The 19,419-nt window shown below is 56.7% G+C and carries 15 protein-coding genes and 2 pseudogenes; 8 read left to right on the plus strand and 9 right to left on the minus strand.

What is annotated here, in order from left to right; genetic code table 11:
* Position 1: 1 nt before the first annotated feature.
* Positions 2-703: an SDR family oxidoreductase gene (locus GNZ12_RS16285; protein WP_172311739.1), complete on the minus strand. Its 702-nt coding sequence runs from the start codon at positions 701-703 to the stop codon at positions 2-4.
* A 26-nt stretch (positions 704-729) separates the two neighbouring features.
* Positions 730-1,776, minus strand: coding sequence for a cyclase family protein (locus GNZ12_RS16290; RefSeq protein WP_172311469.1), 1,047 nt, complete (start codon positions 1,774-1,776; stop codon positions 730-732).
* A 546-nt stretch (positions 1,777-2,322) separates the two neighbouring features.
* Here GNZ12_RS16290 and GNZ12_RS16295 point away from each other — a divergent pair.
* A complete protein-coding gene (locus tag GNZ12_RS16295) occupies positions 2,323-3,222 on the plus strand; it encodes an MBL fold metallo-hydrolase (RefSeq protein ID WP_172311471.1) in 900 nt (299 codons plus the stop codon).
* Between the two features lie 107 nt (positions 3,223-3,329).
* Positions 3,330-3,968, plus strand: a complete 639-nt coding sequence (locus GNZ12_RS16300; protein ID WP_172311473.1) for a glutathione S-transferase family protein — start codon at positions 3,330-3,332, stop codon at positions 3,966-3,968.
* A 106-nt stretch (positions 3,969-4,074) separates the two neighbouring features.
* On the opposite strand, the gene GNZ12_RS16305 is transcribed toward GNZ12_RS16300, so the two are convergent.
* From GNZ12_RS16305 to GNZ12_RS16315, 3 genes are all read right to left on the minus strand, one after another.
* Entirely contained in the window at positions 4,075-5,127 is a 1,053-nt protein-coding gene (locus GNZ12_RS16305) for a cyclase family protein (RefSeq protein ID WP_172311475.1), read from the minus strand.
* A 208-nt stretch (positions 5,128-5,335) separates the two neighbouring features.
* Entirely contained in the window at positions 5,336-6,064 is a 729-nt protein-coding gene (locus GNZ12_RS16310; RefSeq protein WP_172311477.1) for an alpha/beta fold hydrolase, read from the minus strand.
* 74 nt (positions 6,065-6,138) lie between these two features.
* Entirely contained in the window at positions 6,139-8,097 is a 1,959-nt protein-coding gene (locus GNZ12_RS16315) for a flavin-containing monooxygenase (RefSeq protein WP_172311479.1), read from the minus strand.
* 244 nt (positions 8,098-8,341) lie between these two features.
* Here GNZ12_RS16315 and GNZ12_RS16320 point away from each other — a divergent pair, with 244 nt between their 5' ends.
* From GNZ12_RS16320 to GNZ12_RS16335, 4 genes and pseudogenes are all read left to right on the plus strand, one after another.
* Positions 8,342-8,686, plus strand: a complete 345-nt coding sequence (locus tag GNZ12_RS16320) for an NIPSNAP family protein (protein ID WP_172311481.1) — start codon at positions 8,342-8,344, stop codon at positions 8,684-8,686.
* Positions 8,687-8,892: 206 nt separating this feature from the next.
* Positions 8,893-9,870 carry a D-2-hydroxyacid dehydrogenase family protein gene (locus tag GNZ12_RS16325; RefSeq protein ID WP_328806016.1) on the plus strand — a complete coding sequence of 326 codons (978 nt, stop codon included), beginning with the start codon at positions 8,893-8,895 and terminating at the stop codon, positions 9,868-9,870.
* 198 nt (positions 9,871-10,068) lie between these two features.
* Positions 10,069-10,182, plus strand: a pseudogene (locus GNZ12_RS45545) (NAD(P)(+) transhydrogenase (Re/Si-specific) subunit alpha); the annotation flags it as partial.
* Positions 10,176-10,499: pseudogene (locus tag GNZ12_RS16335) on the plus strand (NAD(P)(+) transhydrogenase (Re/Si-specific) subunit beta); the annotation flags it as partial. The pseudogenes GNZ12_RS45545 and GNZ12_RS16335, both read left to right, overlap by 7 nt.
* 70 nt (positions 10,500-10,569) lie before the next feature.
* On the opposite strand, the gene GNZ12_RS16340 reads toward GNZ12_RS16335, so the two are convergent.
* From GNZ12_RS16340 to GNZ12_RS16355, 4 genes are all read right to left on the minus strand, one after another.
* Positions 10,570-11,688 carry an alkene reductase gene (locus GNZ12_RS16340; RefSeq protein ID WP_172311485.1) on the minus strand — a complete coding sequence of 373 codons (1,119 nt, stop codon included), beginning with the start codon at positions 11,686-11,688 and terminating at the stop codon, positions 10,570-10,572.
* A 553-nt stretch (positions 11,689-12,241) separates the two neighbouring features.
* A complete protein-coding gene (locus tag GNZ12_RS16345; protein ID WP_172311487.1) occupies positions 12,242-13,249 on the minus strand; it encodes a LysR family transcriptional regulator in 1,008 nt (335 codons plus the stop codon).
* 120 nt (positions 13,250-13,369) lie between these two features.
* A complete protein-coding gene (locus GNZ12_RS16350; RefSeq protein WP_172311489.1) occupies positions 13,370-14,701 on the minus strand; it encodes a flavin-containing monooxygenase in 1,332 nt (443 codons plus the stop codon).
* 173 nt (positions 14,702-14,874) lie between these two features.
* Entirely contained in the window at positions 14,875-15,846 is a 972-nt protein-coding gene (locus tag GNZ12_RS16355) for an NAD-dependent epimerase/dehydratase family protein (protein WP_172311491.1), read from the minus strand.
* A 788-nt stretch (positions 15,847-16,634) separates the two neighbouring features.
* On the opposite strand from GNZ12_RS16355, the gene GNZ12_RS16360 reads away from it, so the two are divergent.
* Both GNZ12_RS16360 and GNZ12_RS16365 read left to right on the plus strand, forming a co-directional pair.
* Positions 16,635-17,813: an MFS transporter gene (locus tag GNZ12_RS16360; RefSeq protein ID WP_172311493.1), complete on the plus strand. Its 1,179-nt coding sequence runs from the start codon at positions 16,635-16,637 to the stop codon at positions 17,811-17,813.
* Between the two features lie 365 nt (positions 17,814-18,178).
* A complete protein-coding gene (locus tag GNZ12_RS16365) occupies positions 18,179-19,318 on the plus strand; it encodes a porin (protein WP_172311495.1) in 1,140 nt (379 codons plus the stop codon).
* Positions 19,319-19,419: the final 101 nt, after the last annotated feature.

The raw sequence follows: 19,419 nt of genomic DNA on the forward strand, positions 1-19,419 counted from the left end.
ATCAGACTCCCGCCACACCGACCGTCATTCCACCGCAGACGTACAGCACCTGACCGGTGACAAACCCACTGCGCTGGTCCAAAAGATATGCGGCAGCATGTGCCACATCGTGGGGTGTTCCCATTCGCCTGACAGGCACGTTGTCAATGATCGCCTGTGTACGAGGACTCTCCGGGGGATTCGCCCGGTCGAACAGGTCTGTGCGAATCGGACCCGGACCAATTGCGTTGGCGGTGATGCCGTGCCGTCCCATCTCAAGCGCCCACACCCTGGTCATGCCGATCAACGCGGCCTTGGTTGCCGCATAGGCCGAACGAAATTCTTTCCCAAGCGCTGCGCGCGAAGACATGTTGACAATCCGGCCGAAGCCAGCTGCGATCATCCCTGGAAGGACTGCTTGCATGCACTGCATCGCGCAGCGCACATTCAGCGACCAGGCAAGGTCGAGTTCTGCAAACGTCTGCTCATCCGCGCTCGCGGGGCAAACCACACCGACGTTGTTGACGAGTCGAGTGATCGGCCCGTTCCTCAGCGCTTCATCAAGCGCACGTGCGGTCGCCGCCGGGTTCGTCAGATCCGCGATAAGGCCATTGCCGATCCGGTCGATTGTCACGACCTCGTAGCCCTCTTCTCTGCATCGTTCGGCGCACGCTGCGCCGATTCCGGCAGCGCCACCCGTGATCAGTACTCTTTCTTTGGTCATACTCTGCTCGGCTGATATCAGAAACACTAGACAGTAGCAATCGGCGTAACGGGCGACCCCATCGCGCCGGGTAGGCGCAGCGGCGGCGCAGTCAGCATGAAATGAGAACGCTTGTTAGCGCGTAGCCATTCGGCCAATTCCCGCAAATACCAGAGTTCGCCCAAGGGCAAGCCCAATTTGAAGAGGCAATGATGATGCAATGGCAACAAAGGATGGTCACCGCTTACCGGCCGGGCCGGATAGCGCTCGACCGCATAGTTGTCAGCGGCGAGCGCGGCGATACCGGAATCAGTGATCCATTGCAATAGACGCTCATCCCGTCCATCCAAGGCGCAGCAATGCGAGTCGAGAATGGCCAAATCGGGGCTACGGTTCATTTCGAGCACCATCTCCGCGAAGCCGGTGCGCAGCAGTAACATGTCGCCCCGTTCGATCTGAACCCCGTCGGCCTCGATCACCGACATGAGGTCGTCATATCCGACTGTCCGATACTCGCGGCCGTAATGAGCGACGAGATCAAGCAATACACCCCGTCCCTGCATCCCCTTTACCGCCAGATTCTCGATTCCGAGTGCATCCGCATGACTGTGTTCACTCGCGCAGGCGTGTGCGTTGAATGCGTCGTCAGCGCGATAATCCACCGGACCGACGATATCAACGTTCGCTTTGTAGCCGTTGTAATAAACGCTTTCGGCAACACCGTCGCCGTCGGCATCGAAGAGCGCGCCGACGTGTGCGAGCGAATCCCATTGCGTCGAATATTGCAGACTCAACAGGACCTGGTCGTCGCTGATTACGTCGATTGCCTGCTCATCGAGACGCGCAAAAGGAAAGTTCACGTAGGCTAGACCATCCTTCATGGTCGGACCCAAAACGGGTGGCCGACGGCGCACATTGAGCTTACTCTCCCCAGGATAATCGAGCGGCAACGAGAGGCAGAAGCTATGCCCCGAACGTATCTCGGCAGCGCCTTTCAACACCTGCTCCGCACCGATCAGATTGGGGCGTCCGAGTTGGTCATCCGGTCCAAAATCGCCCCAGTTCGCCCCTTCCGGCCTGTTCTTCCAACGCATGTGATATGTCTCCATGAACTGTCGCGGCAGCGCCGATATGAGCGGCATGCACACGCCGCGCATGCTCGCATCCAAACATCAGACACGCCTACCCGATGCCGTGCGGCGCACCTGGGGTCATAGCCGAGACCTCTTTAGGTCACCCAAAACATACTACTTGGTATGTTTATAATTTGCAAGAAGACGTTTCGGTCAGCGTTGAGGCAACACATGCAGGCGACGCCGGCCGCCAACCGCGCGACTGACCCATCACCAAGACTGATGCGTCGCATCAGCCTAAATCGCTTGTTGAAATTTTCCGGAACAGTCATCTTGCGGTAGGGCACACGCCTAAACAGTCACCCGCGGTCCACCACGCATTAGGCCAAGCGAATCAAATAACTAGGTAGGCTATTTGATCCGCCCCCCTGGCTCCTGTGGTTCGCCCTCTCCGTCTATTTCTTCCCAAGTGGACTTGTCGACAAGCTACGGGCGTCACAGCGGAGCTTAGTTTGGGAAGTGCGGCAAATCCGGCAGAACGTTTTAGTTTCAAGGAAGGAGTTCTTCATGATTCATACAAGGCAAATTGGATCGGCCACGCTCACCGTGGTGCGAGAGTACTCAGGCCCCTCACATGGCCCGAATCAGTTGCTTCCTGAGGTAGACCAGTCGGTCCTCGAAGCCAACAAACATTGGCTCGCCCCCGATTTCTGGATTCCCGGAGTAAACAAGTTTGTCGTGGCGCTGCATAGCTGGCTGCTCCAGGTCGACGATAAGGTCATTCTCATCGATACGGGCGTCGGAAACGGCAAGGAGCGTCCCTCCTTCGAGCGGCTGCACCGTCTCAACACGCAGTATCTCGGATGGCTCGAGGCGGCTGGCGCTCCTGTCGAATCGGTTACACACGTCATTGCGACGCACTTGCATGCCGATCATGTCGGATGGAATACGCAATACGTCAATAACGAATGGGTACCAACATTTCCTAACGCGCGCTACTTGATGCCTCGTGAATGTCTTGAGTACATGAGTGAAGCTTACGAAGACAACCCGACCCACGGGTACAGCCTCGCTTACGCGGACAGCGTAGTGCCATTGCTTGAGCGTGGCCTGGTGGACGTCTTCGAATCGACTGACTTACTGCTAGATTGTCTTCAGGCCGAACCGGCTCCGGGGCACATGGTGGGGCAAGCCAGTCTTCATTTCGAGTCAGAGGGACAGCACGCCATGTTCTGCGGCGACATGATTCACCATCCTATTCAGGTCTTGCGCCCTGATTGGAACTCATGCTTCGATAGCCACCCTGAACTGGCTCGGGATACCCGCCGGCATTTGCTTGGCCTCGCGGCCGACCGCAGCGCGCTATTGCTCCCCGCACATTTCGGCAATCCGCATTGTGGCTATGTCCGACACGCCGTTAGCGGCTTTGCGTTTGAACCGGCGCCTTGGCCAGCCGCCACGATCTGACCGGGAAAACCTGATGCGCCACGCAATCGATATACGAGGTCTGGCAGCAACTTCTCCTTAGTTTGACCACGTGCCGTTCACCCGGCCATCCACGTAAGCAACAACTCATGTCTAATACGTCTCCGGTTCGTCCCATTCGCTTCTACCGAATGGCCACGTCGGGCCACTGTCATCGAGTGGAGGCTTTGATGGGCATCCTTGGATTGCCGTTCGAGCCGGTCGAAATCGACCTACGCCAAGGTGACCAGCGCCAACCCGCCTTTCTTGCGCTGAATCCCTTCGCGCAGGTTCCAGTGATTGACGACAACGGCGTAGTTCTCGCCGACTCGAATGCGATCATGATTTACCTTGTACAACGCTACGCGCCCGGCACATCGTGGTGGCCCAATGACCCCGCTACGGCCGCTCGCATACATCGCTGGCTTTCGGCCGCCGCGGGCCAGTTGGCTTTTGGCGCGGCTGTCTTGCGCTTCGTCACCTTGCTGAAGCTATCGAAGCCCTGCGACGAAGAAATAACGCGCGCGACAACCTTGTGTCGTCTGATGGAGCAGGCTCTGGAGTCGGGCGGCGACGAAGCGTTCCTGGTAGATGGCATACCCACCCTGGCGGATCTCTCCATGTATGCCTATACGAGGCATTTGCCTGGCAGTGGTGTCCCGCTCGACAACTTCCCCGCAATTCGCGCCTGGTTAGCCCGTGTCGAGGCCATTCCCGGTTTTGTCCCGCTACGGGGTGTCCTTGAGTGAGTGCGACAGCCCTGACGACGGGTGAATGATGGAGAGGGCCGCGTCGACGGATCGACGCGGCCGATTGAAGTGCAGGACGGCTTTTCCCGCCGCTCCTTGCCAGTGCCTAAACTGTCGCCACCGGAGTAACAGGCGAAGCGACCGCGCCTGGCAGGTTGAGCGGAGGAGCGGTGAGCAGGAAACGGTAGCGTTTATGGTTGCGAAGCCATTGAGCCAGTGGTGTTAGCCGCCACAGTTCACCCAGATGAATCCCGAGTTTGAACAGACAGTGCTCGTGAAGCGGTAAGGCCGCACAGCAGGGATCGTCACCATTCGCAGGATAAGCTTCCACCGCATAATTATCAGCGGCGATCGCGACCACACCGCTATCGGTTATCCATTGCAGAAGTCGCTCATCGCGTCCGTCCAGCGCCGCTCCCGTGGTGTGCATCTTGCTCGGGTCGGGATCCCGGTTCATCTTGAGGATCGATTCCGAGAATCCAGTATGGAGACATAGAATGTCGCCCGTCTCGATTTCTATCGAGTCGGCGTCAAGGATACGCATGAAGGCATCGTAGCCCACCACCGTGCGACCAAAGCCCAAATGGTGGTGCAAATCCACCATGGCAGCGCGCCCTTGAACACATTTTTGAGCCATGTTCTCGATTCCGAGCGCCTTTGCAGACGAAGTGGAGAAGTTGCCGGGATCAACAAACACGCCCGCATCAGTTGGGCTGCTTGGCCCCACGATGTCCCTGCCCGCACGAAACCCGTTGTAATAGACTGACTCGGGCAGTCCATCGGCGTCTGCATCAAACCGCGAACCGACGTGAGACAGTCCATCCCATTGCGTCGAGTACTGCAAATGAAGCACCACCAGGTCGTCGGAAAGGACATCCGTTCGGCCGGGATCGAAGTCGTCGAGCACGCAATTGAAATTCACGTATCCTTTGCGCAACGTGGGGCGGATCACCGGCGGATATCGATTCGCATGAAGCGCGTTGCCCCCAGGGTAGTCGAGCGGCAGACTCAGGCAAAACGTCTCCCCAACCCGAACCTCTTCATGTCCCTTCAAAACCTGTTGCGCCGTAAGGAGGTTAAGGCGCCCCAATTGATCGTTCGGCCCGAAGTCGCCCCAATTCGAGCCCTGAGGACGACGTTTCCAACGTTCTTCAGCCATTCTGTGCAAGCCTCCATTTCGCCCTGAATTGCATCGCTACCTCCTTCTCAAAAGCCACAAGCGATTCATGCGGCTTTTGTACGAAAGCCTTTTGTTGCCGCGCTCCACAGACACATCCAGGTGAAATATCTCACCTGAATCCAGCACGAATCGGGAGCGGCGGCAGCGCAAGAACTTCACCCGAAATCGGGTGCCCGTCGAGCGAAGATTACGCCAGGATATTCCGCTTGTTGATGAAGTCCTGTGTAAGGCCTGCAGCCATGGTCGCCATCTCCAGATGGGGCAAATGACCGCAGCGCGAAAAAATACGAACCTTGGCTTCCGCGATCGCATTGCCCCAGAGACGTGCCTGCTCGACCGACACGACCTGATCCTCTTGTCCCCACAGAATGAGTGTCGGACAAGCCAGCTTCGCCAACTCCGACTCCATCATCGGATTGTGGAAACCAGGGCCGCCGAGAAGAGAAGACGTCACCCAGTTTCTGGTTTCGATTTGCTGAATGTCCGGCGGATCCTGTGCCAGAATGCGTTCGACAAATCCCTGGTCAAAATACAACCGGCGAAGACGCTCTCCGCGGGACGGCAAAGTCCCCAGACCTGATCCATCGGGCCTCTCGCGCATGCCGGCGGGAGCAATGAGCGTCAGGCTTTGAGCCTCCGCCGGCGCCAACAATGCAAGCTTGCTGGCAAGCCAGCCGCCCAATGAACTCCCGATCAGGTGAAACCGCCCCAAACCGGCTGTAAAGGACTTGTAGTACTCGGCCAGATCAGCGACCGAGGCAATTGAATCTGGCCTTACAACCTCGCCGTAGCCTGGATGTTCTGGCGCCAGTACCTTAAAGCGGCGCGACAAGGATTCAAAATAAGGAAGCCAGCCAGTCAACCCGGCAGCGCCATGCAAGAAAAGGACTGTCTCACCCTCCCCCCCTTCAAGCATGCGAGACCGTACCCCAGACACCATGGTGTCGCGTTGAACGTAAGCCATTCGATCACCCCGGAAAGAAACAATCGTCAAACAGGTTGGTGCTCGGAGACGTCATGCTCCGCGTTCGTGACCAGCATGAAATCGTTCGGATCGAACTCGTGCGTGATCTGCCAGAAATCGACCAGGCGCCAAGGCGATGTCATGGTCACGCGATTGCGCTTGTTTTTGTACCAGCTGGTCACCCCACGGTGTGACCAAACCATGTTCTGAAGCTTGTTATCAACGATGTCGTTGTAGTCGCTGTAGACATTCTCGCGCACCTCAATCGTCGCGACGGCCTTTTCGACCATTTCCCGCACGGCCTGCAGGATGTAGGTCACCTGGCACTCCGTGTGAAAGATTGCGCTTCCGCCGTGCGACAGAATGGTATTGGGGCCGGCAACGATGAAAAGATTGGGGAAGCCCGGTACCGTCATACCCTTGTATGCGCGAGGATCATCATCACCCCAGACGTCGCGAATCGACGTGCCGCCGAGCCCCCGGATCTCCATCGGCCACAATAGCTTCGATGCGTGAAAGCCTGTAGCCAGGACGAGAACGTCGGCCTTGTACTCCGAACCATTTTTTGTCACCACGCCCGACTCGGTGATGTGTGAGATCGGGTCGGTAACCAGGTCCACGTTCGGACGCTTCAACATCTTGAACCAGTTGTTATCCCGCAGGAGACGTTTGCCGTATGGCGGGTAGTCCGGCGTGCACTTGCGAAGGAGTTCCTCGTCGCCATCCAGTTCATTGCGCATGTAGGCAATGATGTTTTCGCGCATCGCATGGTTCTCGCTATTGAGCGATTGCGCCGGCAGATGCCAGTTGGGATCCATGTGCAAGGTCTTGTGGAATCCGTCCGATGCGGCCCAGAACACCAGGAACCGGGCCCACTCGTTGAAGAGCGGGATGTTTTTGAGCGCCCACCTCTGCCCATCCGACGTCGGCCGGAGGTAGTTGGCATTGCCCATGGTCCAATGTGGCGTGCGCTGGAATATGGTGAGATTGTCAACGGCGCCGGCAACGGCAGGACCCACTTGCATCCCGCTCGCGCCCGTACCGATCATTGCGACACGTTTGCCACTCAGATCGACCCGGTGATCCCAATGCGCCGTATGCACCCTTTCACCAGCGAACGTCTCCAAGCCCTGGAAGCTCGGTGTTGCAGCGACGTTGTGTCCTGCAGCCGTGATAAGAACATTGCATTCCAGCGTCTCGGCTTCCCCATCCGACGTACGACAGGACACACGCCACCGCGCGCCTGCTTCGTCAAAATTCGCACCGTTAACTTCGACGCCAAAGCGGATATGCTGACGAAGATCGAACTTGTCGACTGTATCGTCGATGTACTTCCAGATCTCATTCTGACGCGAGAAATGGCGAGACCAGTCGGGATTCGGATTAAACGAATACGAGTAAAACTGATTCGGCGTATCGACACCTGCTCCCGGGTAGTGGTTCTCGAACCAGGTGCCGCCAACGCCCGTATTACGTTCCAGGATGACGAAGGGAATTCCTGCTTCCTTGAGCCGAATGCCAGCGCATACGCCCGACAACCCAGCGCCCACGATTACGACCTTGAATGCGTCGCGTCGGAACGATCCCGGATCGCTTCGCCACTGGAGCGCGCGTGTATCGACATTGCCCAGACGCAGCTCTTCGACGAAGAGCGGAACGTATTCCTCCGGCACCTCGGCGCCCACACTGGCGCTCATCATACGGCGCAAGGATCTTGGATCCGGGAGGGACGGCAGTTGAGCACCCTCTGCGGCAAACTCCTTGAGCGCGGTTACCAATCGCGTGCGAACCTTGTTCTTCAACGGCTCCGGAACAGATTCAAGAAAACTCCACGCGCCCTTGATGTGGGGCGACACTTCCTCGAGAAGTGTGAAGTCTCCAGTCAGATAGACCAGCGTCATCAGCGCCGGGGCGAAATCTGCTGTTTCAAGAGCAGAGGTTAGCGCGCGCTCATCGCGAACGGCTGCATCGAAAGGACTTGTCATAGGTTACTCCGATTGGGCTTTTATCTTGAGGAGATGCAAGAATAGTCGGAACAACTCCGTTCATCGGCGATATCGCTTGATGTGGGTAATCAGGAATCTTGATAGCGGAACGTGTCCAGATACTGACAATGACGATAACTAGCCCGCATCAAAAGGCGTGATCGCACCCATCTAAATAACTCGTTTGCCTCCACCATAGCTGGACCGTTATCTTTCAATTTCCATCAACCAGGCGGACACATCAATGATCTACGAACTGCGTCAGTACACCCCGAACCCCGGAAAAGAGTCGATCATGCGCGAGCGCTTCCTGAAGACGCTGCCGCTCTTCGAGAAGCATGGTCTTACGCTCGTCTTCGCAACGAATCCGGTAGAAGATCCGCGGCAGCTTTGGTATGTCCTGAGTTTCGAAAGCGAACCTGCGCGTGTCGCAGCATGGGCTGCGTTCCTGGCAGACCCGGAGTGGCTTGAAATCAAGAAGCAAAGCGAGGTCGGCGGACCAGTTTTGCAAGAGATCAAGAAATTCATTCTTGCCGGGGACGCCGCCGTGGTCGAAGCCTTGACGGCTTCAAAACAATCGGGGCTTTAACGCAGCATGTGTTCGTAACGCCTCTTTCTAAACCGATGAACACTTGCTGATATTTCCATCGATGACGGTAGATGAAATTCGGTTGGCGGGAAATCTGACGTCCGATAAAAAATACCCACTAAGGGAATCAGATTTCCGGCCAACACGTCGTTCTGGATAGACGACCAAATAGCCTGCTCAATGTACATAGCACTCAAGGAGGAAAAGTGGCCCGCACCGGTGAGCTCGTTAAAATTGCAGTCCTGGACGACTATCAGGGCGTCGCGTTGGAGATGGCCGACTGGTCCCGCCTACGCGACAGAGCGGAGATCACCGTCTTCCGTGACAACATCTCCGATTCTCAGGCCCTTATAGAGCGTCTTGCCCCATTCAGCGTCCTCTGCGTCATGCGTGAACGCACGCCGTTGCCACGCTCGATCATTGAGAATTTGCCACGCCTGAGGCTCATTGCATCGACAGCGCCCCGAAATCGTTCCATCGACATGGAGACCGCGAAGGAACGGGGCATCACGGTTGTCAACACCGGCTATTCATCGACTCCCACTGTTGAACTGACGTGGGCCCTCATTCTGGCAAGCACCCGCCATATCGTCGCGGAGTCCTCGTCCCTTCGTAAGGGTGAGTGGCAGACCAAAGTGGGAGAGGATCTATACGGTAAGACACTAGCGATCCTCGGGCTCGGAAATATCGGCACTAGCGTTGCGGCGATCGGTCGATCTTTTGGCATGCAGGTAATCGCATGGAGTCAGAATCTCACGCCCGAGAAGGCGGCGGCGGCTCAAGTCAGCTACGTTTCCAAGGATGAACTCTTTCGAAGGGCCGACATTCTTTCCATACACCTGATCCTGAGCGATAGAACACGGGGGCTGGTTGGCGCGGAAGAGATCGCCTTGATGAAGCCGACCGCGCGGCTGATCAACCCATCGCGCGGCCCCATTGTTCGCGAAGCAGACCTGATCGATGCGCTTGCCACAAACCGGATAGCCGGTGCGGCGTTGGACGTGTTCGACGAGGAGCCACTGACGAAGGCGCATCCGTACCGGTCATTGAGTAACGTGTTGGCTACGCCGCACATCGGCTATGTTTCAGACAGTCTGTACCGAACCTTCTACGGCGATACCGTCGATCATCTCGATCGCTGGTTGAGCAACCCGAAGTACACCGGCGAGGACGCCGTTGCGTAGCATGCCCACGCACCGATAACGCGAATCAGGCCACTGATCTCCCACGCCTTGCGGCGCTTTACAGCGTCCGCAAGCTCCAGTTTCTTATCCACACCATAGTCAAGAGGACGCCATGCCGGCAACGACATGTCACGGCGGCGCATTAGCACTTGTGTGCCGTTCCAATGTGAATACATCAGTTTGTAAAGGAGCTAAAGCGTGATATTAGGGGTTCCCACCGAAACCGCACCGGACGAAGCCCGTGTTGCGGTCACTGCGGAGACAGCTAAAAAGCTCGTTGATCAAGGCCACACTGTACGTGTTCAAACTGGCTGCTGGCCGAAGCCGAAGTACCTTATGACCAGGTATTCGAAATAGATGTCATCAACGGCGATTTCGACCAGGCTGATGTCGCGATCATCCTCGGGGCCAACGACGTGGTGAACCCGGCGGCGCACAACAAGGGCAGCCCGATTTACGGCATGCCGATTCTCGAGGCGTACAAAGCCAAAACCGTGATCGTCAACAAGCGCTCAATGGCCGCAGCCTACGCTGGGCTGGACAACGACCTGTTCTACATGGACAAGACCATGATGGCCTTTGGGGACGCCAAAAAGGTGGTCGAGGAGATGGGAAAAGCGATTGAATAGCCGGGGCGGGACAGACCTCAACACTCGGGCATGGCCACCCGAGTGTTGAGGTCAAACCGCAATCACTGCGTCACGCAGCCCGCCTATAGTCGGTGTACCCGACAGAGCCCCCGCCGTAGTGACTTGCCGGGTTCGATTGATCGATTCGCAGCCCCCTCTGGAACCGAGTAGTCAAGTCTGGATTCGCAATGAACGCTCGTCCGAAAGCAACCAAATCGACCAGATCCTCAGCGAGCACTCTGTTTGCCCGCTCAAAATCGAACCCAACGTTCGCAATCAGATTTCCCTTGTATATTTTGCGGTAGTGCCGGTAGATTGCATCGCCCTGCAAATGAGCCACTGGCGTGGTGGAGAGGTCGCTCATCGCGCTCATGAGCAGCAAGTGGTTCAACTTGTAGTCGTTGAGGCGGTTGATGACGTAATCGGAGGTAGGCAGCGTCTGGTCAGTCGAGACGAATTTCCCCAACTCCCCTGTTATCGGACCTGTCTTTACCCCGATACGGCCGGTATTCATCACAGCGGACAGTGCATCGAGTACTTCGAAGAGAAACCTCGCCCTGTTTTCAACTGACCCGCCGTATTCATCTTCCCGGTGATTGGTCAGCGGGTTGAGAAATTGATTGAACAGGTAGACGTACCCTGCCTGAATCTGGACGCCATCGAAACCCGCATCGATCGCGTGTTGCGCCGCCCTCTGGAAATCCTTGACTGTCGTCTTGATCTGCTCGGTGCTCATCGCGCGGGGTTCTACCGTATCCTTGCGACCTGATGCAGTGGGGCTTTGAAGATGAGGGTTGACGGCAGACGGAGCAAGCGGAGGCTGACCGCCAAAGAAATCCGGATGCGAAGTCGCGCCTGTATGCCAGAGCTGAACGAAGATTTTCGCTCCTTTTCGATGAACCGCATCCGTGACGAGGCGCCATCCGCGAACCTGCTCTTCGGTATAGATACCTGGAACATCCGCCCAACCCACCGCCTGCTGACTGACCCAGGTTCCCTCAGTGATAATCGCGCCAGCCGAGCCCTCACCCGCGCGCTGGGCATAGTACTCGGCATGCAACTCTGTCGGTACCAAGCCCGTGTTCTCGGCTCGAGCTCGTGTAAGCGGCGCCATGACCACGCGATTCAGAAGCTGCTGGTCATTCAACAGATAGGGGCGAAATAATTGGTGCTCTTGAGTCGTCTCCATGGGAATCTCCGAATTAAGTATTAAGTCTTTCGCCGTCGCGTTCTTCATTGCTTGGCTTCCAGGATGTGATGCACGACTTAGGCGACAATAGCGTGTCGTCAAAATCGCACGGCCAGTGAATTGAGTCGCTTGCGACTCACGCATAGAATCGATGTGAATGCCACGCGCCGGCGTGTAGTCGTTCGCAACAATCACAACGTCGACCGGTCACGGCGCTGCACCTTGAGCGAAATTCACATACTCTGCTCGTTGAACCAAGGTGCTAACCTCGCCCTTTCCTTTAATTGATCTCGTGGTCGCGCGTAAATCACGCGCTGTTTCTACAGACCTGCCATCGTCCTGTTCAGAACGCAACAGAATGTGGCCGTTGCAGAACGCCGCATCTACCAATATAGAAGGTCATGGCAAGCTGAGGTGCGATATCGCCTGATGCGCCGAATCAGCGTTTCTGATCCGATCGCGGCTGTGCGTGAAGCGCGAGGTTCCACTTGAAGTTGGCTATCACGAACCACCCTGTGATTGCGGGATAGTAGATCGGCTGGACACTGTGATATCAGGCAATCGGATCGATTGATTCAGTTGGTTCGCCGATGGCGCGTCGGGTGAACGATGTCGATGCGACAGTTGGCAAGCACTGTTCTTCCGCATCCTGTCGGCCAGAGAACAGCGGGTACTCTGCGAACAGCCCGCTCAGCCAGTCGACGAGCACGCGAAGGGTCGCAGACAGATGCCGATTGTGGGGATAGACCGCCGAGATAGGCATCGGCGACGGCTTCCATTGCGACAGCACTTCGACCAGTTCGCCTGAACGCAAATGCGGCAGCGCCATAAAACGCGGCGCCTGCAAAAGGCCCACGCCATTCAGACCACACGTAACATATGCTTCCGCATCGTTCACCGCGACATTACCGCGCATCTTCACCCCGACGGTCTGGTTATCCACCATAAAGGTCATGTCCATCATGCGCCCCGTTCGACCGAGGAAATAATTCACCGCAACGTGATCGTTCAGGTCCTTGAGCGTTTGAGGCGTGCCTTTGAGCCGCAGATATGCCGGACTCGCCACCGTTACACGTTCAAAGATGCCAATGCGGCGTGCTACCAAACTTGAGTCCTGCAGCGTGCCGATGCGAATCACGCAATCGACGCCACCCTGAATCAGATCGGCCCGTTTGTCTCCGAAGCCGACCATTAACTCGATGTCCGGGTAGCGTGCATGGAATTCAAAAAGTCTGGGCATCACGATTAGCTTTCCCAGCGCCACAGGTATGTCGACCCGCAGTTTGCCGCGCGGAGAAGCGAATGAGTTTAACAACGAACTTTCCGTCTCCTCGACGTCCGCGAGGATGCTTACGCACCGCTCGTAGTAAGCGGCCCCATCCGATGTCAACCTCACCTGGCGCGTAGTACGCTGCAAGAGACGCACTTTGAGGTGCGCCTCAAGGTTTTGGACGAGGTTGCTAACCGATGCGCGCGGTAAATCCAGCGCCTCCGCTGCGCGCGAAAAACTGCTGGTTTCCACCACCCTTGTGAAAACCTTCATTGCCTGCAGGCGGTCCATCTATGTCCTCCTCTAATTCCTCGAATAGCGCTTCGTGGATCCGGATAGCCGGCGCTGGATGCGTAGCTTTTGCTCAACGAACCGATAAAAAAGTCACTTCGGACCGTCCTTTCTCCGACCTCACGCCGCAGCTCGTCCGTTCGCAATATCGCCGAACAGTTGTTTCGCGTAGCTCCGGTAATCGACCTCCAGTGTGTAGCGGGCAGAACCGACATAGCGACGGCTGATCTCAGCCTGATGCGCGCGAATTTCTTTCTTCATCTCATGCTCGCCGGGCAAAACTGTGTCCCCGGCCAGTACGGACGCGAGCCAACGCGCCTGAATTTCCACCAACGGGATGGTCGGTCCGATTGGCTGAACGAGCCCCAACATATAGAGACCGGGACGGGACGGCGCCACCATGCGTCGGTAGAGTTCGACCTGCCCATCGGCCACTTCGAAAACGGTGCGGTCCAGGAACGGAAAGCTAGCTCGATACCCAGTCGCGTGGATGATTACGTCGACAGGTTCTCTGCTGCCGTCTTCAAAGATGACATGTGTTCCGTCCAATACCTTGATATTGGGCTTCACGCGAATCCAGCCATGACCGCAAAACGGCAGCAATTCCTGGCTGAGCGTGGCATGCTCCCGCCAGACCGCATGTTTGGGACGAGGAACGCCGAACCGCGCCTGGTCTCCCGTCACCATAAAGGCGAGCCAACGAACCAACGTGCGCGAGACGCGTGTCGGTAGACGCAAGCGTCGTGAGAAAAGCGTAGACCAACGGTCGGTCGGAATGCCCATGATGTACTTCGGCATGATCCACGCGCTGCGCCGTGTCGACAACAAGGTGCTTGCGGCGCTTTTACACAGGTCGACTGCGACATCAACCGCCGAATTTCCGATGCCAACGACAAGCACGTTCTTGCCTTTGAATGGATCGGCTGTCCGATAGTGGTGTGAATGGGCCTGTTCGCCCTCGAAGTCGCCTTTGAACTCGGCCCAGCGCGGATCCCAAAGGTGACCATTGGCGACGATCACCGCACGATAACGCTTGGATTCCCCGCTCTCCAGCGTTACCCGCCAGTTCCCGTCAGATTCCTGTTCGACTTTATCCACGCGAGAATTGAACCGGATATGAGGCCGCACGCCGAAGTGCTCTGCGTAGTCTTCCAGATAGTCAAGAACCTCAAAGTGGGAGAGGAAATCCGGATAGTGATCCGGAATGGGATAGTCAGAGTAGCCGAGGTTATTGCGGCTCGTGTCGATATGCAAACTGCGATACGCGGACGAAAGCCCGTTGTCGTTCTCATATCGCCACATGCCACCGATATTCGAGCCGATCTCGAAGCATTCGAATGCGACGCCCCGCTCCTTTAGCGATTTTGCGGCCGTAACGCCCGATGACCCGGCACCAATGATGCAGACGGGCAGTTGATCGAGAGGGATCGAGGAATTAGACGGATTTTTCATGACTGATTTCATGGCCTTACCTAATGAATAGACAAAATTACTCACTGTGCGGGACTAGATCCTCCGGAGCGGATCATCGACTACCACACATTCTCGGATAGTGCGTAGTATTAATTATCTTCGTTAAAGCATATAACCTTGATCGAACTCCGCTTGCTCTGCCCACGATTCCCTTAAGCCGAACGGGCGAGATAGCTTTCCACGATAGACTCGAAATTAGCATCGGCGCACAGACCGAGTCGGACTGCATTCGCCGACGTGAATTCCTTGGGCCAACTATCAACGATGCGCTGAAGTTCGCTATCCACATCGAAACGAATGCGGCCCACTGCGGCGCCGCTGCGCCGTCGCTCAACGGCCGCGACCATATCGGCCACGCTTACCGTAAGCGCGGGCAGATTCATCACGCGTCCATGCGGCAGAACGTCTGCAGGGAGGTTATGCAGCGCGATTAATGCAGCCGCCACGGCCTGCGACGAAGCAACCGGAAGCCGCGTCCCCAGCGCGAGCGGCGATACGACGTCCCTGCCCCTCAATGGCTCCCGGACAATCGCCGCAATCCGATCGGAGACGGCCGGTGTGGGTGCGCCGTCGCGGATCAGAACGATGGGCAAACGCAGCGCCCGGCCGTCAATTCTGCCCTTGCGGCTGTAGTCGGCGACCATCAGTTCGGCAATCGCCTTGTGTACACCGTAGGTCGTGTCCGGCTCAGACCGAAGCGAGTCGTCAACGGATGCAGGCAGTTCCCCACCGAACCCCGCGATCGAACTGGCGAACACGAATTTAGCTGGCTTGGTCGAGCTTTCGACCAGACGCCGCAGCGACTCGACGTTGATCAGGTAACCAGACTCCATATCGCGCTCGGCGTCCAGAGTAAGACTGGCGGCGAGGTGAAAGATGCTGTCACTGTCGAGCGACGCCAGATGGTCGACGAAACCAGCATCGGCCAGGTCGCCTGTCAGTACGCGCACCGGTATCGGTGAATCTGGTGGAACTGGCGCGGGCGTTGAAACTCGATCGACGAGGATGAGTTCGGTTATGGCGCTATCGCCTCGGCCGGGAAAGGTCAAATGTTCCGCGGCCAGCAGCGCCCTGGTTAGAGCCCTACCGAGAAACCCCGCAGCGCCCGTAAGCAGTACCCGCATGGTTCAACCTCACCAGTCCAGTAAAGATCGCGAAATCTGTCTATCACTTCTTCGACTAGCCGGGCCTGGCACCAGTGCTCAATCCCTCTTCACCGTATCATCGCCGCCGCCATGACATCGGATCCGATAGCCGATGAAAAACATACTACTCGGTATGTTTATTTCATGCAAGAACTACTTGCGTCGTCACTCAGGTTTTCGCCACCATTCTTTCCGGTCAGACGGCATTCAATCTGTCAGGGCCGATGAAGTGAAATCCTCATTGCATGCAAAAGAGAACAAAACTCAGTCGCCTTCACTCCCAGAGGCGCTCTTGTGTTTTTCATCGCAGAGAAAGCTTACCTATCCCGATTTACCCTATACCGCTGGCGAGTGCTCGCCTGATGTGGTCGTTTGCATTTCGCGGGACGGATGTGGTCTGATTAGTCTCAAGCCCAGACTCTGCTTGGGTGACAGGATGGCACCGTCAGCGTGGAGCGCAGTTGTCGATCGCTCAGCTGACCACCTGTATCAGTATTCCTAATGCGGTCCATCACTGTATGTCGCTGCAGGAAGGCCGGGGCCGGCCTTAGATTCACACCTGAACACGACGTCACGGGTCGCCCCCCACCATTGGGACTTACGATGAACGAGTCAACGAACCGGAAGTCTGGAACCGGTTGATCGGTGAATCCGCACCTGGATCCCCGTTGGTGTAGGTGGATATTGCGCCTGCCAAGAGGGGGCGCGATACCGTCCAGCATCGATGATGTCGACATGCACTAAACAAAAAACTACTGGAGACGACGATGAAAAAGAAGTACCTCATCGAGGCGATTATTTTCTTCAGCTACCTGACATTTGCTATGTCCTGGGTCGGTGCGTCCACCTTCATGCAGGACATCATGAAACAGGTGGGCATCCACAGTCTGACGCAGGCAAGTAGTCTCAGTACCGCGGTCACGATTGCCAAGATTGTCGGTACAGCGATTGCGGCGGCGATTGTCGGAAAGATCGGATTACGCCGGGCTGTGCTCTTAGCGGGACTGCTAGTCTGCTTCGGGATCTGCACGCCCCTCGTAACGAACTTCGCTTTGCTGATTGCATCTCGTTTTCTGATGGGCCTCGGTGGAGCACTCATGATCGTTTACTTCAACCCCATCGTGGTCAGTTGGTTCGCCCCCTCGGAACGCCCCGCGGTGAACGGCCTGAACAACATCACGTTCAATCTGGGTGCCGTCCTGACCATGTTCTTGCTTCAGCCCGCCGTTTCCGTGCTGGGAAGTTGGGGGCACGTACTGACTGCCATATCTTTTGCCAGCTTACTTCTGACACTCTTGTGGCTGATATTTGGGCAAGCAGGTCCCGTCAAAGCCACCGATGTAGCTGTAAAGGATGAACACTATCCGTTCAGCAAGGGCTTGCGTGATCCGTTCACGTGGAAGCTCGCAACGATCTATTCTGGAATGCTCTCGTTTTACATCGTCATGTTCACGTTTTACCCTGCCGCCGGGATCAACGAGACGCATACCGTCCTATTGTCCGGACTCGGCGGAGGCATCGCAGGCATGGTCGTCGCCAGTCGGGTGCGTGACAGAATGCGACTACTCCGGATAAGTGGCGCATTCCAGGCACTCTTCGCCTGCCTCCTGAGCTTCTCGAAGAACCCGACAATCGTATTCCTTAGCGCGATTATGCTGGGCATCTTTTTGATTCTGCCGTTAGCCACGGTATTCACACTCGGACAGGATCAACCCGGAATGACTTGGGCCCGGGTCTCCGTCCGTTTCAGCATTTTCTGGTCGGTGAGCTATGTCATCGCAACGGCGGCAACGACGATATTCGCGTGGCTCGTCGATATTGACCATGGAGACTTTCATGCAGCGTTTGCGTTCATCTGCTGTGTCGAAGGCTTGTTCTTCCTCGGGTCGCTGATGCTGAAAGACGGACGTCCCCCGGGTCATTTGCGACTCGAAACCATCGCTTGAGTTAGCGCGCGAACAAGAGACTTAAACAAAGTTTCAAAGCCGACCTATTGGCGAATTTCGTGACAGGTCTGCCGGCCGAAATACAACAATATTCCCGTAATCAAGCTTGCGACTTCCCGTACAGGCCGACGAGTGCCTTGGTTCGCGCAACCTCCCGGACGGCCGGCGTTCATGACAAGTGTGCGGCGAACGATTGTCTGCATCAGATTAGGACCTGAAACAGCCCGACGATTTGGGTAAGGCTTGCAAAGCGATCTCTACCCTGAATGAATTATTCCGTTGCAGGACGAAAATATCGAAATAAACCTTAGTAGACCATATTTATTTTTCTTACAAAAGCGTGTTGCAAAAATTAGGAGATTGTCATGAAATTTGGGAATCTGATATCCGCTGGATTCGGTTTGGGGTTTTCTCTCGCAGCAGCTACAGCGTATGCACAGAGCAGCGTTTCGCTGTACGGCATCGTCGACACCGGAGTGGAATATGTCACGCACGCTGATGCTAACGGCAATGGCGTGCTTCGCATGCCGGGTATCACGGGCGAATTGCCGTCACGGTGGGGCTTTCGTGGCAACGAAGATCTGGGTGGCGGACTGTCGGCGCAGTTCGTGCTGGAAAGTGGCATCAATATGCCAAACGGAAGTTTAGGGCAAGGCGGTCGGCTGTTCGGTCGCCAGGCGTGGGTCGGAATCAATTCCCCGTATGGCTTGCTGTCCTTCGGGCGTCAATACACCATGCTGCTTTGGGCGATGGCGGACAGCGACATCCTCGGACCGGACATCTACGGGATGGCGACCCTTGACCCTTACCTCGCCTCCGATCGAAGCGACAATACGGTGGCCTATCGCGGGAAGTTCCATGGACTGACCCTCGGCGCCACCTATTCGTTCGGCCGTGACTCGACGGGCACAGGCAATACGCCAGGGGAAGGCACCTGTGCGGGTTCCGTACCCGGACAGCCGACTCAGTGTCGACAATTGTCTGCCATGGTGAAATACGACACCTCGTGGTTCGGCGTTTCGGGTGCATACGACGAACAGCGCGGCGGCGCCAATGCCGCGGCGATTTTTTATGACGGGAATGCGCCCTTTCCGTTCACCAACAGCGGCGACAAGGACGTCCACACGTGGTTAGGCACGTATGCCGTGCTGGGTTCGGTTAAGGTTTCCGCCGGGTTTGTAGGGCGTAGCGTGACCACGGTGGCGGGAGGGCCCGATGTGCATTCCGATATCTATTCTGTCGGCGCATCGTGGCAGGCAACACCTTCGTTCATGCTCGACGGCGAGGCGTTCCGGATCATCAATCAGGTGCAGGACGCGCGCGCCACCATGGTCACGCTGCGTGGCACCTATCACCTCTCAAAGCGTACGGCCGTCTATCTGCAGTCGGCTTATCTCACCAATAGTGCGCACGCCTCTTATGAGGTTTCCGGCGCGGGCGGCACGACGCCACCTCCCGGTCAAGGACAGTTGGGTGTGATGGCCGGCCTTCAACAACTGTTCTGATTCGCGAGGCTCGACACGCCAGTCGGTTCTCTCGCAATCTGGCCGCGCTCGAAGCCATAAAAGCCGAGCGCGAAACACCCATCCAGATCGGTCAGACAACG

The organism is Paraburkholderia solitsugae (assembly GCF_013177695.1).
In the GTDB taxonomy this organism is placed as follows: domain Bacteria; phylum Pseudomonadota; class Gammaproteobacteria; order Burkholderiales; family Burkholderiaceae; genus Paraburkholderia; species Paraburkholderia solitsugae.